Raw genomic sequence first — 19,239 nt, forward strand, 5'->3', positions numbered from 1 at the left:
GGCCGGCGTCGGCGTGCCGTCACCGCGGCGGCCGGCGCGCGCTACCTCACCGGTTACGGCACCGCGCTGGCCGACACGGCGCGGCACGCCGACGCCGGCCGCGTCCGTACCGCCGTCGAGACCGGCATCCTCGGCGCGGTCCCGCTCCAGGCCGCGCTGACCGCCGCGGCCGGAGCGCCCACGGCCGCCGCCGTGCTGTCCGCTGTCCACCCGCTGGCCGGCCGGCTCGTCAAGGCGGTGTCGGCGACATGAGCGGACGCCTCCCCCTGCGCTTCGGCTACGGCACCAACGGCTTCGCCCACCACACCCTCGACGAGGCCCTGCGCATCATCGCCGACCTCGGCTACGACGGCGTCGCCCTCACCCTCGCCCGCCACCACCTCGACCCCTACGCCAAGGACGCGCCCGCCCGCACCGCCCGGCTGGCCGGGCTCCTGGACCGGCTCGGCCTCTCGGCCGTCGTGGAGAGCGGGGACCCGCTGCTGCTCGACCCGGCCCGCCCGCACCGGCCCGGCCTGCTATGCGAGCACGGCGCCGACGCCCGCGTGGACCTGGTGCGGCGCGCCGTACGGATCACCGCCGAACTCGGTGCCGACACCGTGCACTTCACCAGCGGCCACACCCCCGAGGGCCTCACGGAACAGGCCGCGCTCGACCGGCTCGCCGCCGGCTGCCGGCCGCTCCTGGCCGCCGCCGAGACCCACGGGGTCACCCTCGCCCTGGAGCCCGAGCCCGAGATGTTCGTCCACGGCATCGACCGCTTCGCGGCGCTGCGCGAGCGGCTGGACGGCCATCCGCTGCTGCGGCTCACCCTGGACGTCGGGCACGCCCACTGCGTGGAGCCGCGGCCCGTCCTGGACTGCGTCCACCAGGCCCTGCCCCACCTGGCCCACGTCCAGATCGAGGACATGGTGCGCGGCGTCCACCGGCACCTGGAGTTCGGCGCCGGGGAGATCGACTTCCCGCCGCTGCTGCGCGCCCTGGCTGATGGCGGCCACCGCGGCCTGGTCTCCGTGGAGATCCAGGACGGCTCGCCCGACGCCGCCCGGGTGGCCCAGCGCTCCCTGGCCTTCCTGTACGAGGCCGCACGAGTGAGGGAGACGGCGTGACCAAGGTGTTCGCGGACCTCTGCGCCTGCCTGGAGGCACGGCTCGCACCGGACGCCGCCGCCTGGCTGGAGGCGGCCCTGTACGCGACGGCCACCGACCCCATGGCCGTCCTGGAACTCTTCCCCGTCGTCGCCCGGCACTGCGGCCGGGGCCCCCTGGACCCCACCGGCGCACCCGGAGCCCGCCCCGCCGCCGCCGGCTGGGCCGCGCCCGACGCGGCCCGCGTGGTCCTGCTGGCGGCCCTTCCGCCCGCGCCGGGGCTGCTGCCCGGCCTGCTCACCCGGCTCTACCGGGCGGGCGGCACCCCGGAACGCCGGGCGCTACTGCGGGCCCTGCCCGTCCTGGACCCGCTCCGCTCCGACCTGGGCGACGCTGCCGTCGGCCTGGTGCACGAGGCGCTCCGCTCGCAGGACAACAGCCTCGTCGCCGCCGCCCTGAGCCCCTACGCGGCCCGCCACCTCGACGCCGCCGCCTACCGGCACGCCGTCCTCAAGTGCGTCTTCATGGGCGTCCCGCCGGTGATCGCGGAGGAGCGCGTGGACGCGGAGCTGGCTCGGATGCTCGCCGACCACGCCCACGAACGCGTCGCGGCCGGCCGGGACGTACCCGAGGACGTCTGGCCGGTCCTGGCCCGTTTCCCCGCCGTGGTGGCCGCCTCGGGGCTGCCCGGCGAGGCGGACCGCCCCGAACCTGGGCGCCGCGCGGCCGCCCGCCGCGCCCTGACCCGGCTCGCCGCGCACACCCCGGCCGGCGTCCCCGGCCACCGACTTCGGCCCTGCGAATGAAGGAGCACCGCATGCGCATCTTCGACCCACACGTGCACATGACGTCCCGCACCACCGACGACTACACGCGCATGCGTGACGCGGGCGTCCGGGCGCTGGTGGAGCCGGCGTTCTGGCTCGGCCAGCCGCGGACCTCCATCGGCAGCTTCACCGACTACTTCGACAGCCTTCTCGGTTTCGAGCCGTTCCGGGCCGGCCAGTTCGGCATCCGCCACCACTGCGCCCTCGCCCTCAACCCCAAGGAGGCCAACGACCCGCGCTGCACCGGCGTCCTGGACGTCCTGCCCCAGTACCTGGTCCGCGACGGCGTGGTGGCCGTCGGTGAGATCGGCTACGACTCGATGACCCCTGCCGAGGACACGGCGTTCGCCACCCAGCTCGAACTCGCCGTCCGGTACGACCTGCCGGTCCTGGTGCACACCCCGCACCGGGACAAGGCCGCGGGCACCCGGCGCACCCTCGACGTCGTCCGCGAGTCCGGCATCGCGCCCGAACGCGTCTTGGTCGACCACCTCAACGAGGTGACCGTGGACCTCGTAGCCGAGGCCGGCTGCTGGGCGGGCTTCTCCATCTACCCCGAGACCAAGATGAGCCCGCCCCGCATGGTCGAGGTGCTGCGCCGCCACGGCACCGCCCGCACGCTGGTCGACTCGGCCGCCGACTGGGGCCACAGCGACCCGCTGACCACCCGCGCCACCGGCGATGCCATGCTCGCCGCCGGTATGACCGAGGACCAGGTCGACGAGGTGCTCTGGCGCAACCCGGTCGCCTTCTACGGCCAGAGCGGCCGACTGGACCTGGAAGGGGTCGACGGCCACCAGGACGGGACCGCCGCCCCGGGACCGGCGGTCTTCGCGGACAACTCGCTGCTGCGCGGGGAGCGGTGACGCCGTGCGCTTCCGGCACCGCGACGGCTCCCTCGTCCACCTCGCCTACTGCACCCACGTGCACGCCGCCGAGACCCTGGACAGTGTCACCGCCCAGCTCGACGCCTGCGCGGCACGGGTGCGCGACCGGCTCGGCACCCCCGTCCTGGGCGTAGGGCTCTGGCTGGCCCGGGACGCCGCCCGCGACCTCGCCGCGCGCCCCTATGAGGTCGCCCGGCTCCGCGCGCACCTGCACCGGCGCGGCCTGGAGGTCGTCACCCTCAACACCTTCCCGTACCAGGGCTTCCACCAGCCCGTCGTCAAGCACGCGGTGTACACGCCGGACTGGACCGACTCTCGCCGGGCGGCGTACACCCTCGACTGCGCCCGTGTCCTGGCCGGGCTGCTGCCCGACGACGTCGCCAAGAGCGGGACCTGCCCCCGAGTGGTGGTCCCGACCACGGTCGGCCGGTGCAGGGTTGCTCTCCCCGTGTGCCTCTCTCGGCGCGCGCATGTGCATCATGCCCGAGCGTCCACGCCGGCGGCGGCATCACTCACTGGCGAGTTCGCCATGGCGCAACCTTCGCCCGGCGCCCACGGCCGATGATCGTGCGCCCGCCACACGGCCGTGCGATCCCGTCAGGCAGTGCGGGGGCTCATCGGCGGGCCCCCGCCTCTCCGCGAACGCCGACGAGATCTTCCGCGACCTGAAGAATCCCGAGATGGCGTCGATTTGGAACTGGCGGGCCGCCATCATGGCGCCCGGCCCGTTCACCCGCTCCGTCGGCAGGACTGCCTCGACGGCGTCTTGGGCGGCTGACGCGTTCCTGAAGTGTGGCTGCTGCTGGTGCGTCGGTTACGGGCGCTTCGCTGTGCGGTCGCGCAGTAGCAGCCACTGACTCGCGTCGGTGCCGCCTGAGCGCGCGGCCGGTCCGTGCAGCAGCACGGCGTAGGCCGTCCTCTCCGCCTTGCTGGGGGCGGCATACTGGCCGGGCGCCTCCGGGGTCGGGAAGGACCTCGTCATGCCTTTCCAGGCATTGTCCGCGTTCGGAGTGCTGAGCATCGGCCCTCCCGGGCTCAATAGGGTCAGGCAGTGCAGTACGAGCACGCGTGCGTGCAGCCCCGATAGGGGTTCACCTTCCACTCGAACGGCAGGCGTGAGGCCCCGGGGACGCGGTTGATGATCGAACGGGCCCGGATCTCGTGGAAGGTGATCCCGCGGAACTCGGGAGAGTCGAAGGTACGGGTGGTCACCGCGTCCGCGCCGAACAACGCGGCGTCGGCCGGGCCGGAGCCGGACCCCACAGTGAGGTTCTCCCAGCGCATGACACCTCCTCGGTAGCACTGACCACAGAATAGAACACATGTTCCCTTGATCGTGCGATCGTATGTTCGAGTCTTGTGAAGCTCGCCGCCGGACCCCTTGTGAGACCCCGATTTGGGCGGCCGGGCGGCGGGGTGGTTGGCTGAGCGCGACCCACCGAAGAACCAGCTGCTGGAGGAACGCAATGGCGCAGGTCGAGGCCACCACGGAGCGCATCGTCGCGGCGGACGCGGAGACGGTGTTCGACGCCCTCGCCGAATACAGCGGCACGCGCGCGAAGGTGATGCCGGAGCAGTTCAGCGAGTATGAGGTACGCGAGGGCGGCGACGGAGAGGGCACCCTCGTCCACTGGAAGCTCCAGGCCACCAAGAAGCGCGTCCGGGACTGTCTGCTGGAGGTCAGTGAGCCCACCGACGGCGAGCTCGTCGAGAAGGACCGCAACTCCTCGATGGTCACCACCTGGCGTGTCACCCCGGCCGGCGAGGGCAGGTCGCGGGTCGTCGTCACCAGCGTCTGGGACGGCGCCGGTGGCGTCGGCGGCTTCTTCGAGCGGACCTTCGCCCCCAAGGGCCTCGCCCGCATCTACGACGGCCTCCTCGACAAGCTCGCCGCCGAGGTGGAGAAGTAGTCCAAGGGGCAACCCCTCGAAGGGCGTTGGCTCCCGCCCCCGCTCACCTCACCGGTTCGAGTGGATCTCCGCCCCTTGTGCCGTTACGCCGTAACTCGTCGCACTTGCTCGCAGTTGTCGCCCAAAGCGGGAATTGTCGGTAGGTGCGACGAGGGGAGCGGTACGTGGGCGGGATCACTCTGGTGCAGGACGAACCGGCGACCGAGCTCCCTCCACCTTCTCCAGAACCTCCGCAACTCGGTCCGCGCCAGGTCCGGTTGGTGTTCTTCGGGCTCATGCTCGCGCTGCTGCTCGCCGCCCTGGAGCAGATGATCGTCGCCACCGCGCTCCCGAAGATCGTCGGGGAGCTGCACGGCCTGGACAAGATGTCCTGGGCGATCACCGCTTACCTGCTCACCGCCACCGTCGGACTGCCCGTCTACGGCAAACTCGGTGATCTGCTCGGCCGCAAGGGCGTCTTCCAGTTCGCGATCGTCGTCTTCGTCGCCGGCTCGGCGCTGGCAGGCCGGTCGCACACCATGGACCAGCTCATCGCCTTCCGCGCCCTCCAGGGCGTCGGCGCGGGCGGGTTGATGATCGGCGTCCAGGCGATCATCGCGGACATCGTGCCGCCGCGCGAACGCGGGCGGTTCATGGGTCTGATCGGCGCCGCGTTCGGCCTCGCCTCGGTCGCGGGGCCTCTCCTGGGCGGCTACTTCACCGACCACCTCTCCTGGCGGTGGTGCTTCTGGTTCAACGTGCCGTTCGGTCTTCTGACGCTGGCCGTCGTCACCGTCGTACTGAAGCTGCCCAAGCCCACGGCCAAGGCCCGGCTCGACCTCCTCGGAGCGCTGCTGCTCGCCGTGGCCTCGACCTGCCTGGTGCTGCTGACGAGTTGGGGCGGCACCGAGTACGCGTGGGGCTCGCGCGAGATCCTCGGGCTCGGCGCCGGAGCGCTCGTGGCCGCCGTACTCTTCGTCGTCGCCGAGCGGTTCGCACCCGAACCCCTCATCCCGCTACGGCTGTTCAGGGACTCCGTCTTCAACGTCACCGGTCTGGTGGGGCTGGTGACCGGCGTGGCGCTGTTCGGCGCCGCCAGCTATCTGCCGACCTTCCTCCAGATGGTCGACGGCGCCAGTGCCACCGAGTCCGGTCTGCTGATGCTGCCCATGATGGCCGGCATCGTCGGCGCGTCGATCGTCTCCGGGCAGCTCATCAGCCACACCGGCCGCTACAAGGTCTGGCCGGTCCTGGGCAGCGCCCTGTCGGTGCTCGGCATGTGGCTGCTGTCCCGCCTCGAAGCGGACACGCCCCGGCTGCACTACAGCCTCTGGATGGCCGTCCTCGGCACCGGCATCGGCATGGTGATGCCGGTCCTGGTCCTCGCCGTGCAGAACTCCGTGCGCCCTGCCGACCTCGGCACCGCGACCAGCGCCAACAACTACTTCCGGCAGATCGGCGGCAGCGTCGGCGCCGCGGTCTTCGGCACCCTCTTCTCGAACCGGCTCGCCGAGTCCCTGCACAAGAGCCTCCCCACGCGCGCGGGTGCCCGTCTCCCCGACCCCGACTCGATCACCCCGCAGCTCGTCCACGCGCTTCCCCCGGCGCTGCGCGACAGCTACATCAGGGCGTACGCCGACGCCATGCCGGGCGTCTTTCTGTACCTCGTGCCGGTGCTGGTCCTCGGCCTGCTCATCGCCTGCTTCCTCAAGGAGAAACCCCTGGTGTCCCACCACACCGCCCCCGCCGCTCCCGACTCCGCGGGACCCACGACCACCCTGGCGGTCCCGGCGGCCCTCCCCCACCCCTCGGGCGGGGGGAACCCCGTCTCGCCTCGCTCGCCGTACGCGGCCGGAATCCCGGTGTGCGGCACCGTCCAGCACCCGGACGGGACCGTCGTACCGCGCGCGGCGCTCACCCTCATCGACGTCACGGGCACGCAGATCGGACGCGGCGCGAGCGCCGAGGACGGGCGGTACGCGCTGTCCACGCCCGGCTCGGGCGCGTATGTCCTGATCGCCGCGGCGGGCGGTCACCAGCCGCAGGCGGTCACCGTGACCGTCGGCGAGCGGCCCGTCGAACTGGACCTCGTCCTCGGTGGCGCGGGGCGCCTGGCCGGCCGGGTGCTGACCGGGGACGGCGCTCCGGTCCCGGACGCCACCGTCACGCTCACCGACGTGCACGGCGAGGTCGTCGCCACCACCCGCAGCGGACCCGAGGGCGGATACGTCATCACCGAACTGGTGGCCGGCGAGTACACCCTCGCCGCCGGTGCGCCCGCGTTCCGCCCGGCCGCCCTCCCTGTCACCGTGCGAGCCACCCGGGAGACCCGCCAGGACGTCGGACTCGCGGGCGGCGCCGTCCTGAAGGGCACTGTGCGGGCCGGCGGCGGACGGCCCGTCGAGGACGCGCGGGTGACCCTGCTCGACGTGGCCGGCAACGTCGTGGACACGCTCACCACCCCGGCCGACGGAACGTTCCGGTTCGTGGACCTGTCCTCCGGCGAGTACACGGTCATCGCCTCCGGTTACCCGCCGGTCGCCACCGTCCTCCAGGTGGCTGGTGGCGGCCGTACGGAACGCGACCTTCAGGTCGGGCACGAGGACTGAGCGAGCGGGGCGCGTGTCTGTGCGCCGGAGCGGACCGTCCAAGAGCAATTACCGGATTGCCACACATCGCGACCGACCGGCGCCGTACGGTGGTGAGGACGGCACAGATCTCGCGGAGCCGTGGGAAGAAGGAGCCTGCGCCATGGATCGTGGCACCGAAACGGGCGCACATCCCAGCCGCGGAGCTGCGGAGAGCGCGCCGACGGAGCACGGTGAGGCGGGCCGTATCCCGCTGGCCGTGGTCGTGGTCGACCGTGAAGGCCTGGTCTCGCACTGGAGCCGGGGCGCGCGGCGTCTGTTCGGTGCCTCCAGGGAGGAAGCCCTCGGCCGGCCCGCCGTCGACCTGCTGCCCGTCTCCGGCGCCCTCCCCGACATCGATGACGACGACTCGACGCCGTTCGGGTCGTTCGCGGCCTACGACGGTCTCGGACCCGACCTGGAGTCCTCCCTCGACGGGCGGCTGTCCTACCCGGCCTCGGGCCGCGCCCGCCTCGCGGTGCCGGGCCACGACGCCGACCGTGTCGATGTGCTCTGGTGGGCCTACCCCCTGGTGGGCCCTGGCCACGAGCGCCTGCTCGTGCTTGCCGCCGACACCGACGTACTGCGCCAGGAGGACGACGAGGTCCCGGTCGAGCGCATCGCGCCCGGATTCGCCCTCCACACCAACTTCCCCGGCGCCGACGAACTCGCCCGCAGACTCCCCGAGATCCTGCCCAGCATGAGCGTCGGGGAGAGCGCCCGCATCGTCTCCCAGATCCTCGAACTGGGCTATCCCGTCCTGGAGTTCAGCCAGAACGACCTGGTCCCGGTCACCCCTGACTGGGGCGTGCCCCGCCGCGCCGAGCGTAAGGTGCGGCGGGAGCGGGTGGCCCGGGCGGTACTGGCCGGCGAACCCCTGCCCGAGGACCTCCAGGACGACGTCGAGGACCTCGAGTACGCGGCGGTGCGCGAGCGGCTGGAGTTCCTCAACGACGTCAGCGGGCGCATCGGCACCTCGCTCGACCTGTCCCGCACGATCATCGAGGTCAGCAAGGCCGTCGTACCCCGCTTCACGGACGTGGCGGGCACCTATCTGCGCGAACAGGTCGTCGCCGGTGAGGGGTTCCCCGAAGGGGTGCCCGACACGACGACGATGTGGCACCGCGTCGCCCTCGAACACACCGACGAACCGGGCCGCTGGGACGACGTCGTACCGGTCGGCGAGGCCATGCCGTTCCCGGCGCACACCCCGTTCTTCCAGTGCATGACCAGCGGTCAGCCCGTCCTCGTGCCGCGCATCAGCGAACAGATGGGGCACATGATCGCCTCGCAGTTCGAGAAGCGCGACATCAGGCCGCTGATCACGGGTCGTTCCATGCTGGTCGTACCGCTGAAGGCCCGCAACGTCGTCCTCGGCTTCATGATCCTTCTCCGCCACCCGGAGCGGGTCGAGTTCAACGACATGGACCGCGTCACCGGCGCCGAACTCGCCGCCCGCGCGGGCCTCGTGCTCGACAACGCGCGCATGTACACCTACCAGGAGAGTGTCGCCGAGACCCTCCAGGACAGCATGCTGCCGCAGATCCCGCCGCGCATGGCGGGCTGCGACATCGCCACCCGCTATCTGCCCGGCACGCTGCTGGGCAGGGTCGGCGGCGACTGGTTCGACTCCGTGAAACTGCCGGGCGCCCGCACCGCCCTCGTCGTCGGCGACGTCATGGGGCACGGCCTCAACTCGGCCGCGATGATGGGCCAGTTGCGTACGGCCGTCCAGACCATGGCCGCCCTGGACCTGCCGCCCGCCCAGCTCCTGCGCAACCTCGACGACCTCGCCCAGCGCCTCGGCGACACCTACCTCGCGACCTGCCTCTACGCCGTCTACGACCCGATCGCGGGCGAGCTGCACCTCGCCAACGCGGGCCACATCCCGCCCGTGCTGGTCCGCGCCGTGGACGGCCGGAGCGAGCTGCTCGACCTGCCCACCGGCGCGCCCATCGGCGTCGGCGGAGTGCCCTTCGAGGCGGTACGCGTGCGCGTTGAGCCGGGCGACCGGCTCGTGATGTGCACCGACGGCCTGGTCGAGGTACGCGGGGAGGACATCGGCGTGGGCCTGGCGACGCTCTGCGAGTCCGCCGCCCACCCGGCCGCCTCCATGGACGACGCCTGCGACACGATCATCCGCACCCTGAACGTCCGCGGAGGCCGCAAGGACGACGTGGCGCTGCTGATGACCAGACTCAACGGGATCGAACCGGACGACGTCGCCGAATGGCGGCTCGCCCCCGGCCCGGCCGAGGTCGGCCGGGCCCGTGCCGTGGTCCGAGAACAGCTCCACGACTGGGGCCTGGCGCGACTGGTGGGTACCACCGAGCTACTGGTCAGCGAACTGGTCACCAACGCCGTACGGCACTCGCACGGGCGTTCAGTCGAGCTGCGGCTCGTGCGCGGCGAGACGCTGCTGTGCGAAGTGGACGACGACGACCACACCCTGCCCACGCTGCTGGGCACCGAGCCCACGGCCGAGGTCGGCCGAGGGTTGCGCGTGGTGAGCACGCTGGCCCGGGAGTGGGGGGCGAGCCGGACGGGGACTGGCAAGACCGTGTGGTTCGAACTCACTCTGCCGCGCCGACGCTGACGCCCCGCCGTCGATGTCGGTGCCCTGTGCTTGGATTGCTGTTGCCGCGGGGCCGGGGAGGCGTGCGAGGCGCACACCGGCGCGCACCTCTCGAACGAGCCGTGAAGGTATGTGCGGTGTGCTTGTGGGCGTAACCGGGGCACGGTAGACCGAACTGGCCCGTCCCCTCGGACGGACAGCCGTCGCACCCTGGGGAGTTGGGCATGAGCGTCACGAGTCGGTACAGGGAGGCCTGGGAGGGCTTCTGGCGCGAGGCCCCCCACGGACAGGGGGCCGTCTTCTGGGACGCGGAGCCCATGCTGGCCGTCGGCCTCCACCTCGCCGTCTTCGAACCGCACCTCGCGGACTTCGAGTTGCCCCTGCTGGACCTCGGCTGTGGCAACGGCACGCAGACCCGGTTCCTCACGGACCGCTTCACCCGGGTCGTCGGCGCCGACCTCTCGTCCGCGGCCATCGAGCGTGCCCGTCAGGCCGACCCGGAGGGCGCCGCCGAGTACGAAGTCCTCGACTGCGCAGAGAAGACCGAGGTCGAGGAACTGCACGGAAAGCTCGGCGACACCAACGTGTACATGCGCGGGGTGCTCCACCAGTGCGACGCCGACGACCGGCAGACCCTCGTCGACGGCATCGCGACCCTCATCGGACAGACCGGCCGGGCCTTCCTGGTCGAGCTGTCGCAGGACGCGCGCCCCATCCTGATGGGCCTCGCCCAGAGCCCCGAGGGCCCGCCGCCCAAGCTGCGCCCGGTCCTCGAGCACGGCATCGCACCCGGTGAGGTGGCGGACTCGGCGGTGCCCGTGTATCTGAGCGCGGCGGGCCTGCAGGTCCTCGGGAGCGGCGAACTCCCACTCACCACCACGGAGTACACGGCGGACGGAACCCGCGTCGTGCTGCCCTCGAAGTGGGTCGTGGTGGCGCAGCAACGCTGAGGATCACGGCGGCCCGGGACGCTCCGCCGGAGGCCGCCGTGACCAAGCCGGAATGTGGAGAACTCGTGGAGGATTGACGGGAGTCACCTGACCTGGCGAGAATGCGGATCACTTCGCTGTGCCTGAAGCGAGTGAAGTGACGCGAGTGACCTGGTGCGCACGCCTTCGTGCGTCCGCCCGCGCCGTTCACTGGCACCCGACACACCTCCCACACATTTCGAACCACAGAGGCCCATTTTGTCGCGTTCGCACCAGTCCAGAACTCTGGCTGTCCTCGCCGCAACCGCTTTCGCCGCCGCTGTCGTACCCGTACTCGGGGCGGGCACGGCGAGCGCGACCACGGGCGGGTCGTGCCAGTCCGCCACCGTCCAGTACCGCATCGACGGCGGTGACTGGACCTCGCAGGGCGGGTTCCACTCCCTGGCCAGTGCTCCCGGCACCGTCGAGGTCCGGCTGGCCCCGGGCCAGAACGTCGGGGAGGGCTGCAAGTACCCGGTGTCCCTGGCCGAGTACACGACCGAGGGTCCGAACTGGAACACCTCCGGCCACCAGACCTTCATCGAGAAGGACACCGTCTACCTCACCTCGGCGGACGTCGCCGACGCGGGTGGCGCGGAGCACACCTGGCAGAAGCTGAGCGTGAAGACCCCGGACTGCTACGGGCAGATCGACCTGTACGGCGACGACATCGCGTACGACGGCCAGGAGGGGGAGGGCCATGGCCCCGCCCCCTACCAGCCCGACAACGTGGTCACGCCCTACCACCTCATAGCGGCCTGGAACGGCGGCGACAAGGCGTGCGACACCGGCGCCTCCGTGCCGCCCGCCCCCACGCCGTCAGAGCCCGCGCCGAGCACCCCGGGCACCCCGACCACGCCGGCGACTCCCACGACGCCCGCGAGCAGCGAGCCGCCCGCCGAGGAGTCGACCCCGCCGACCACCCCCGACACCTCCACCACGCCGCCCACCACCCCGGACGTACCCCCGGTGGAGTCGACGCCGCCCACCAGCCCGGCGCCCTCGCCCAGCGAGAGCACCCCGCCGCTGGCGGAGACCGGCGCCGGCGCGCCGGTCGGCACCATCGCCGGTGCGGCGGCCGTGGTCGTCGCCCTCGGCGCCGGCGCGCTCCTCATGGCCCGTCGGGCCCGCCGCTCCTGACCGGGAGCACAGGGACCGCAGTCGTCCCGTAGCGCGACAGCTCGTCCGACAGCCCCGACTCCTCAGGGAGGCGGGGCTGTCGCCGTGTTCCGGATACTGAACGGTTCGGTGCGGAGATCCGTGGGTTCACCCGGGAGGCAGAAGCGGTGCTTCCTGGCCGGGACCGGGCCCGGCGCGTAACGTTCGGACAGCGAGCCGCTGACCTGCGACGGGACTGTCTCACGATGAAGATCCTCATCAGCGCCGACATGGAGGGCGCCACCGGCGTCACCTGGCCGGCCGACGTACTGCCAGGCACCCCGCAGTGGGAGCGATGCCGTTCGATGTTCACCTCGGACGTCAACGCCGCCGTGCTCGGCTTCTTCGACGGCGGCGCCGACGAGGTGCTGGTCAACGAGGCCCACTGGACCATGCGCAACCTGCTCCTCGAACGGCTGGACGAGCGGGTGGAGATGCTCACCGGGCGCCACAAGTCGCTGTCCATGGTGGAGGGCGTCCAGCACGGCGACGTCGACGGCATCGCCTTCGTCGGCTATCACGCGGGCGCCGGCATGGAGGGCGTCCTCGCGCACACCTACCTCGCCAACTCCATCACCGGCGTGTGGGTGAACGGCGTACGGGCCAGCGAAGGGCTCCTCAACTCCCATGTGGTCGCCGAGTACGGGGTCCCCGTCGTGCTGGTCACCGGCGACGACCTCGCCTGCGAGGACGCGCTCGGATACGCGCCCGAGGCGCTGAAGGTCGCCGTCAAGGACCATGTGTCGCGGTACGCCGCCGTGTGCCGGACACCCGCCAGGACCGCCGCCGACATCAGGGCCGCCGCGAAGGAGGCCGCCGCGCTGGCCGTGCGGCACGAACCCGTCGTCGGCGGGCCGTTCACCGTCGCCCTCGAGTTCGACGCCGAGCATCTCTCCATGGCCGCCACCGTCGTGCCCGGCGTCGCGCGGACCGGGGAGCGGAAGGTGGCGTACACGAGCGGCACAATGTACGAGGGCATTCGTACCTTCAAGGCGGTCACGACGATCGTCTCGGCCGCGGTGGAGGAGCAGTATGGCTGAGCAGCAGGCGCTCGACGAGGTGGTGTCGTTCACCTCCGACCTCATCCGGATCGACACGACCAACCACGGCGCCGGCGACTGCCAGGAGCGGCCCGCCGCCGAGTACGCCGCCGCCCTGCTCGCCGAGGCAGGCCTCGAACCCACGCTCCTCGAGCGGACCAAGGGGCGCACCAACGTCGTCGCCCGGATCGAGGGCACCGACCCCGCCGCCAACGCGCTGCTCCTGCACGGGCATCTCGACGTCGTGCCCGCACGCGCCGACGACTGGAGCGTGCACCCCTTCTCCGGGGAGATCCGCGACGGCGTCGTCTGGGGGCGGGGCGCCGTCGACATGAAGAACATGGACGCGATGATCCTCGCCGTCGTCCGCGACTGGGCCCGCGAGGGCGTCCGGCCCCGGCGCGACATCGTGATCGCGTTCACCGCCGACGAGGAGGACAGCGCCGTGGACGGCGCCGGGTTCCTGGCCGCCGAGCACCCGGAGTTGTTCGACGGGTGCACCGAAGGGGTCGGCGAATCAGGGGCGTTCACCTTCCACGACGGCGGCGGACGCCACCTGTACCCCATCGCCGCCGGTGAACGCGGCACCGGCTGGCTCAAGTTGACCGCCAAGGGGCGCGCCGGACACGGCTCGAAGGTCAACCACAGCAACGCCGTGACCCGCCTCGCCGCCGCCGTCGCCCGCATCGGCGCATACGAGTGGCCGCTTCGCCTCACCCCGACCGTCCGAGCCGCTCTCACCGAACTCGCCGCCCTCTACGGCGTCGTGCCCGACCTGGACGACGTCGACGGGCTCCTCACCAAGCTCGGACCCGCCGCCCGGCTCGTCGAGGCGACCGTCCGCAACAGCGCCAACCCCACCATGCTGAACGCCGGTTACAAGGTCAACGTGATCCCCGGCGAGGCCGTCGCGTTCGTCGATGGGCGCTTCCTGTACGGCTGCGAGGACGAGTTCCGTACGACCCTCGACGAACTCACCGGCCCCGACGTGGAGTGGGAGTTCCACCATCGCTCGGGGGCGCTGCAGGCCCCGGTGGACTCACCCACCTACGCCCGAATGCGCGCCGCCGTCGAGGAGTTCGCGCCCGAGGGGCTCGTGGTGCCCTACTGCATGTCCGGTGGGACCGACGCCAAGCAGTTCTCGCGGCTCGGCATCACCGGGTACGGATTCGCGCCCCTGAAGCTGCCCGAGGGCTTCGACTACCAGGCACTCTTCCACGGTGTGGACGAGCGTGTCCCGGTCGAGGCGCTGCACTTCGGAGTCCGGGTACTCGACCGGTTCCTGCGCACGGCCTAGGAGTGGGGAAGACAGTGCAGACACTGCCGTACGGATCATGGCTCTCGCCCATCGACGCGGAACTCGCCGCCGAGCACGACGGGTCACCCGAGTACGTGGGGTTCGTCGGCGACGAGGCCTGGTGGACCGAGCCCCGGCCCACCGAGGGCGGCCGGCGCACCCTGGTGCGGCGGCGCGCCGACGGCACCCAGGAGTCGGTCCTGGACGCGCCGTGGAACGTGCGCAGCCGCGTCATGGAGTACGGCGGCCATCCGTGGGCCGGTGCCGTGCGCGACGGCGGTCCGCTGGTCGTGTTCGTCAACTTCGCCGATCAGCGGCTGTACTGCCTGGCGGAGGGGCAGGAGCCGCGCCCGCTCACGCCGTTGTCCCCGGTCGGGGGCGGACTGCGCTGGGTGGAGCCGCAGTTGCGGCTCGAACTCGGTGAAGTCTGGTGCGTGCTGGAGGAGTTCACCGGCGAGCGACCCACCGATGTCCGGCGCGTGATCGCCGCCGTGCCGCTGGACGGATCGGCCGCCGAGGAGCGCGGCGCCGTACGCGAACTCACCGACGACCGGCACCGGTTCGTCACCGGACCCCGGATCTCGCCCGACGGCCGGCGCGCGGCCTGGCTCGCCTGGGACCATCCGCGGATGCCCTGGGACGGGACCGAGCTGGTGGTCGCGGAGGTGGGCGCCGGCGGCACGCTGAGCGGCGCCCAAACGGTCGCCGGAGGGCCCGAGGAGTCGATCGCGCAGGTGGACTGGGCGGGCGACGGAGCACTGCTGTACGTCAGCGACCGCACCGGCTGGTGGAACCTCTACCGGGACGACGTGCCCGTGTGCCCCCGCCCGGAGGAGTTCGGCGGGGCGCTGTGGAAGGTCGGGCAACGCTGGTTCGCACCCCTGGAGGGCGGGCCCGTCGCGGTCGTGCACGGGCGCGGGGCGACCTCGCTCGGGATCCTGGACCCCGAGACCGGAGACGTCGTCGACACGTGCGGCCCCTGGACCGAGTTCGCGGCCACCCTCGCCGTGCACGGTGACCGGATCCTCGCCGTCGGGGCCAGCCCGCGCAGCGCCTACGAGGTCGTCGAGCTGGACACCCGTACGGGACGGGCCCGGGTCATCGGCGCCGGGCACCAGGACCCGGTCGACCCCGTGCACTATCCCGAGCCGCAGATCCGCACCTTCACCGGCCCGGAGGGCCGGGACATCCACGCGCACATCTATCCGCCGCACCACCCCGGGTACACGGCGCCCGGCGACGAGCTGCCCCCGTACGTCGTGTGGGCGCACGGGGGGCCGACCGGGCGGGCGCCGCTCGTACTCGACCTGGAGATCGCCTACTTCACCTCGCGGGGCATCGGCGTCGCCGAGGTCAACTACGGCGGCTCGACCGGGTACGGGCGCGAGTATCGCAACCGGCTGCGCGAACAGTGGGGTGTCGTCGACGTCGAGGACTGCGCGGCCGTCGCGCTCGCCCTCGCCGACGAGGGCACCGCCGACCGTGCCCGGCTCGCCGTCCGGGGCGGCAGCGCGGGCGGCTGGACCGCGGCGGCCTCCCTCACCAGCACCGACGTCTACGCGTGCGGCACGATCCTCTATCCGATCCTCGACCTGGCGGGCTGGGGCTCGGGGGAGACCCACGACTTCGAGTCGCAGTACCTGGAGTCCCTGGTCGGCCCGCTCGCCGACGTCCCCGGCCGCTATCTGGAGCGCTCGCCCGCCGAGCACGCCGCCGACATCACCGCACCCTTCCTGCTGCTGCAGGGGCTGGACGACGTCATCTGCCCGCCCGTGCAGTGCGACCGGTTCCTCGCCCGGCTCGCGATGGAGGGGCGGCGCGTGCCGCACCGGTACATCGCGTTCGAGGGGGAGGGGCACGGATTCCGGCGGGCGGACACGACAGTGCGCGTCCTGGAGTCCGAACTCTCCCTGTACGCACAGGTCTTCGGCCTCACCCCGCCCGGCATCCCGACCCTGGAACTCGTCAAGTGAAGCCCCTGGCAAGGCCGTCGAGGCTCGCGCCGGGTGCGCGCGTGGCCGTCGTCGCGCCCAGCGGGCCCGTGCGCGAGGAGCGACTGCAGTCCGGGCTCGACCTGCTGCGCGGCTGGGGCCTCGACCCCGTCGTCGCACCCCATGTGCTCGACCGGCACGGGGAGTTCGACTACCTCGCGGGTACGGACGCGGACCGGGCCGCCGACTTCCAGGCCGCCTGGTGCGACCCCGAGGTCGACGCGGTGCTGTGCGCCCGCGGCGGCTACGGAGTGCAGCGCATGGTCGACCTGCTCGACTGGGACGCGCTGCGGGCGGCCGGCCCCAAGGTGTTCGTCGGCTACAGCGACATCACCGCGCTGCACGAGGCGTTCGCGGTCCGTCTGGGACTGGCCACCCTGCACGGACCGATGGTCTCCGCCGTCGACTTCCTCAAGAACGCGCGGGCGCAGGAGCATCTGCGGGCCACGCTGTTCGATCCGGAGTCGGTACGGGTCATCCACACCGCAGCCGGTTCGATGCTAGTACCCGGGCGGGCCCGGGGTGTCGTCCTCGGCGGCTGTCTGGCCATACTCGCCACCGAACGGGGCACCCGGCACGCCCGGTCCGGTGCGCGCGGCGGGCTGCTCATGATCGAGGACGTGGGGGAGAGCGCGTACCGGATCGACCGGGACCTCACCCAGCTGCTGCGCACCGGCTGGCTCGACGGCGTCGCCGGGATCACGCTCGGCTCGTGGGAGCGGTGCGGCCCGTACGAGGAGCTGCGCGCCGTGTTCGCCGACCGGCTCGGCGGGCTCGGGGTGCCGGTGGTGGAGGAGTTCGGGTTCGGGCACTGCGACGGGGCGCTGACGATCCCGTTCGGGGTGGCCGCCGAACTCGACGCAGACGCGGGGACACTGACGTTGGAGGAGCCGGCGCTGCGGTGAGGGTGGGGCGGGTCGGCCCTCGGTGCTGTCACCCGTCCGGCGTACCTCCGGGCGCGCGGGAAGCACCGGTTCGGCTCATGCTGGCCCCATGAGCCCGAAGACCTCCGAGAGCCGTGGCGATGCCGGTGGCGGAACCGCTGGCGGGACCGGTGGTGCGCGGGGGGTGCTGACGCCCGCCCGGGTCGCCGTCGGGGCGCTCGCCGTGCTCGCCCTGATCTTCATCTTCGAGAACACCCGAGCCACCCGGATCCGGCTGCTGATCCCGGAGGTGACCATGCCGCTGTGGATGGCGCTGCTCGGCACGGCGGTCATCGGCGCACTCTGCGGGGCCTATTTCATGCGCCGCCGAAGGTGAACGAGGGCCGCGCGTAAGGTGGCTGAGTGTCTGAGCTCCGTGGATATCTCGCCGAAGGGCCCCGCGTGGGCATACGTCCGTTCACCTACGAGGACGGTGCCGAGTTCATCGACCGGGTGCGGGAGAGCAAGGCCCTGCACCACCCCTGGCTGGCTCCGCCGGCGAGCCCCGACGCCTATGCCGCGTACGCCGGGCGGCTGATCGAGGATCCGACCAAGGCCGGGTTCCTCGTGTGCGAGAAGGGCGACGGCCCCGGCGTTGAGGGTGGCGCCGTCGCCGGGTTCGTCAACATCAACAACATCGTCCAGGGCGGCTTTCTGTGCGGCGCCCTCGGGTACGGGGCGTTCGCGCACGCGGCCGGGCGGGGGCTGATGAGCGAGGGGCTCGAACTCGTCGTCCGGTACGCCTTCGGGCCGCCGCTGCGGCTGCACCGGCTGGAGATCAACGTGCAGCCCGGCAACGCCGCCTCGATCGCCCTCGCCCGGCGCTGCGGGTTCCGGCTGGAGGGCTTCTCACCGGGCTTCCTCTACATCGACGGGGCCTGGCGGGACCACGAACGGTGGGCGATCACCTCGGAGATGCTCAAGAGGTAGGGCCTGATCGGTTCGCCCCCTTCAGCCGCCCGAAAGCTGGGGCAGCACCTTCGTGCGGTAGAAGTCGAAGAAGCCGCGCTGGTCGGGGCCGATCTGGCTGACGTAGACCCGGTCGAAGCCCGCGTCGGCGAAGGCGGACAGAGCCGAGACGTGTTCGTCCACGTCGGGTCCGCAGACCGTCTTCTCGCTCACCATGGACTCGGTCACCAGCGGCTCCAGCTGCTCGAAGTGGCGCGGCGTGGGCAGGATCTGGGCCATCTCGCCGGGCAGCAGCTGGTTGGACCACAGCTTGTGCACCGTACGGACGGCCTCCTCGCGGTCGGGGCCGTAGCAGACCTTCGTACCGCCGCTGACGAGCCCGGAGCCCCCGCCGCCCTTGCGGAACTGGGTGGTGAGGTCCTCGTCGGGGCCCATGGTGATGTAGCCGTCGCCCACGCGGGCCGCGAGCGCCGTGGCCTGGGGGCCGAAGCCGGAGACGTCGATCGGCACGGGCTCGTCCGGGACGGTGTACAACCGGGCGTTCTCGACGGTGTAGTGCGGGCCGCGGTGGTTGACCTCCTCACCGGTGAAGAGGCGGCGCATCACCTGGATCGCCTCCTCCAGCATCTCCAGGCGCGTGTGCGCGGGTGGCCACTGGTCGCCGAGGATGTGCTCGTTCAGCGCCTCACCGGAACCGACGCCGAGCCGGAACCGGCCGTCCGTCATCACCGCGCTCGTCGCCGCGGCCTGCGCCACCACCGCCGGGTGCATCCGCACGGTCGGGCACGTCACGGCCGTCTGGACGGGCAGCGACACCGCCTGCGACAGCGCGCCGATCACGGACCACACGAAGGGGCTCTGGCCCTGGGCGTCGTTCCACGGGTGGTAGTGGTCCGAGATCCACAGCGCCTGGAACCCGGCCTGCTCGGCCTGCCTCGCCTGTTCGACGAGTTCCGCCGGGCCGAACTCCTCGCACGCGAGGAAGTAGCCGTATTCGGGCATGGGAAGCACCTCCGGAAATGGGCGGATCGGGGTGTGCTCCGGGTACCCAGCGGGCGGC

Annotated in this window: 16 protein-coding genes and 3 pseudogenes; 16 read left to right on the top strand and 3 right to left on the bottom strand. The window is 72.1% G+C overall.

Going from position 1 to position 19,239, the window contains the following annotated elements:
- From G3I56_RS30505 to G3I56_RS30525, 5 genes and pseudogenes are all read left to right on the top strand, one after another.
- A pseudogene (locus G3I56_RS30505) lies at positions 1-252 on the top strand (prenyltransferase); the annotation flags it as partial.
- Complete coding sequence (locus G3I56_RS30510) at positions 249-1,109, top strand: sugar phosphate isomerase/epimerase family protein (RefSeq protein ID WP_164414593.1); 861 nt, start codon at positions 249-251, stop codon at positions 1,107-1,109. The pseudogene G3I56_RS30505 and the gene G3I56_RS30510, both read left to right, overlap by 4 nt.
- On the top strand, positions 1,106-1,894 hold the full coding sequence (locus G3I56_RS30515) for an EboA domain-containing protein (protein ID WP_343240096.1): 789 nt from the start codon (positions 1,106-1,108) through the stop codon (positions 1,892-1,894). The genes G3I56_RS30510 and G3I56_RS30515 overlap by 4 nt, the downstream gene beginning before the upstream one ends.
- An 11-nt stretch (positions 1,895-1,905) precedes the next feature.
- On the top strand, positions 1,906-2,781 hold the full coding sequence (locus G3I56_RS30520; RefSeq protein ID WP_164414595.1) for a TatD family hydrolase: 876 nt from the start codon (positions 1,906-1,908) through the stop codon (positions 2,779-2,781).
- 4 nt (positions 2,782-2,785) lie between these two features.
- Positions 2,786-3,187, top strand: a pseudogene (locus G3I56_RS30525) (xylose isomerase); the annotation flags it as partial.
- Between the two features lie 429 nt (positions 3,188-3,616).
- On the opposite strand, the gene G3I56_RS30530 reads toward G3I56_RS30525, so the two are convergent.
- Together G3I56_RS30530 and G3I56_RS30535 are read right to left on the bottom strand one after the other, a co-directional pair.
- A complete protein-coding gene (locus tag G3I56_RS30530; protein ID WP_164414599.1) occupies positions 3,617-3,823 on the bottom strand; it encodes a hypothetical protein in 207 nt (68 codons plus the stop codon).
- A 32-nt stretch (positions 3,824-3,855) separates the two neighbouring features.
- Positions 3,856-4,086: pseudogene (locus G3I56_RS30535) on the bottom strand (radical SAM protein); the annotation flags it as partial.
- A gap of 182 nt (positions 4,087-4,268) precedes the next feature.
- Between G3I56_RS30535 and G3I56_RS30540 the strand changes: the two are divergent.
- The 11 genes from G3I56_RS30540 (at position 4,269) to G3I56_RS30590 (ending at position 18,200) form a co-directional block, all read left to right on the top strand.
- Positions 4,269-4,712 (top strand): SRPBCC family protein, encoded by a 444-nt coding sequence (locus G3I56_RS30540; protein WP_164319205.1) that lies wholly within the window; start codon positions 4,269-4,271, stop codon positions 4,710-4,712.
- Positions 4,713-4,876: 164 nt separating this feature from the next.
- Entirely contained in the window at positions 4,877-7,300 is a 2,424-nt protein-coding gene (locus G3I56_RS30545; RefSeq protein WP_164414601.1) for an MFS transporter, read from the top strand.
- A 142-nt stretch (positions 7,301-7,442) separates the two neighbouring features.
- A complete protein-coding gene (locus tag G3I56_RS30550; protein WP_164414603.1) occupies positions 7,443-9,914 on the top strand; it encodes a SpoIIE family protein phosphatase in 2,472 nt (823 codons plus the stop codon).
- Positions 9,915-10,117: 203 nt separating this feature from the next.
- Entirely contained in the window at positions 10,118-10,843 is a 726-nt protein-coding gene (locus G3I56_RS30555) for a class I SAM-dependent methyltransferase (RefSeq protein WP_164414605.1), read from the top strand.
- A 237-nt stretch (positions 10,844-11,080) separates the two neighbouring features.
- Entirely contained in the window at positions 11,081-12,001 is a 921-nt protein-coding gene (locus G3I56_RS30560; RefSeq protein WP_164414607.1) for a hypothetical protein, read from the top strand.
- A gap of 224 nt (positions 12,002-12,225) precedes the next feature.
- Entirely contained in the window at positions 12,226-13,059 is an 834-nt protein-coding gene (locus G3I56_RS30565) for a M55 family metallopeptidase (RefSeq protein ID WP_164414609.1), read from the top strand.
- Positions 13,052-14,356: a M20/M25/M40 family metallo-hydrolase gene (locus G3I56_RS30570; RefSeq protein ID WP_164414611.1), complete on the top strand. Its 1,305-nt coding sequence runs from the start codon at positions 13,052-13,054 to the stop codon at positions 14,354-14,356. Before G3I56_RS30565 ends, G3I56_RS30570 begins: the two co-directional genes overlap by 8 nt.
- A 14-nt stretch (positions 14,357-14,370) precedes the next feature.
- Positions 14,371-16,329: a prolyl oligopeptidase family serine peptidase gene (locus G3I56_RS30575; protein ID WP_164414613.1), complete on the top strand. Its 1,959-nt coding sequence runs from the start codon at positions 14,371-14,373 to the stop codon at positions 16,327-16,329.
- On the top strand, positions 16,326-17,252 hold the full coding sequence (locus G3I56_RS30580; RefSeq protein ID WP_164414615.1) for an LD-carboxypeptidase: 927 nt from the start codon (positions 16,326-16,328) through the stop codon (positions 17,250-17,252). The genes G3I56_RS30575 and G3I56_RS30580 overlap by 4 nt, the downstream gene beginning before the upstream one ends.
- Positions 17,253-17,340: 88 nt before the next feature.
- Positions 17,341-17,607, top strand: coding sequence for a DUF1049 domain-containing protein (locus G3I56_RS30585; RefSeq protein ID WP_203691019.1), 267 nt, complete (start codon positions 17,341-17,343; stop codon positions 17,605-17,607).
- A gap of 26 nt (positions 17,608-17,633) precedes the next feature.
- Positions 17,634-18,200: a GNAT family protein gene (locus tag G3I56_RS30590; protein WP_164414617.1), complete on the top strand. Its 567-nt coding sequence runs from the start codon at positions 17,634-17,636 to the stop codon at positions 18,198-18,200.
- A 21-nt stretch (positions 18,201-18,221) separates the two neighbouring features.
- Here the strand turns inward: G3I56_RS30590 and G3I56_RS30595 are convergent, their stop codons facing one another.
- A complete protein-coding gene (locus tag G3I56_RS30595; RefSeq protein ID WP_164414619.1) occupies positions 18,222-19,181 on the bottom strand; it encodes an LLM class F420-dependent oxidoreductase in 960 nt (319 codons plus the stop codon).
- Positions 19,182-19,239: the final 58 nt, after the last annotated feature.

The sequence above is a fragment of the Streptomyces sp. SID12488 genome (assembly GCF_010548275.1).
In the GTDB taxonomy this organism is placed as follows: Bacteria; Actinomycetota; Actinomycetes; order Streptomycetales; family Streptomycetaceae; genus Streptomyces.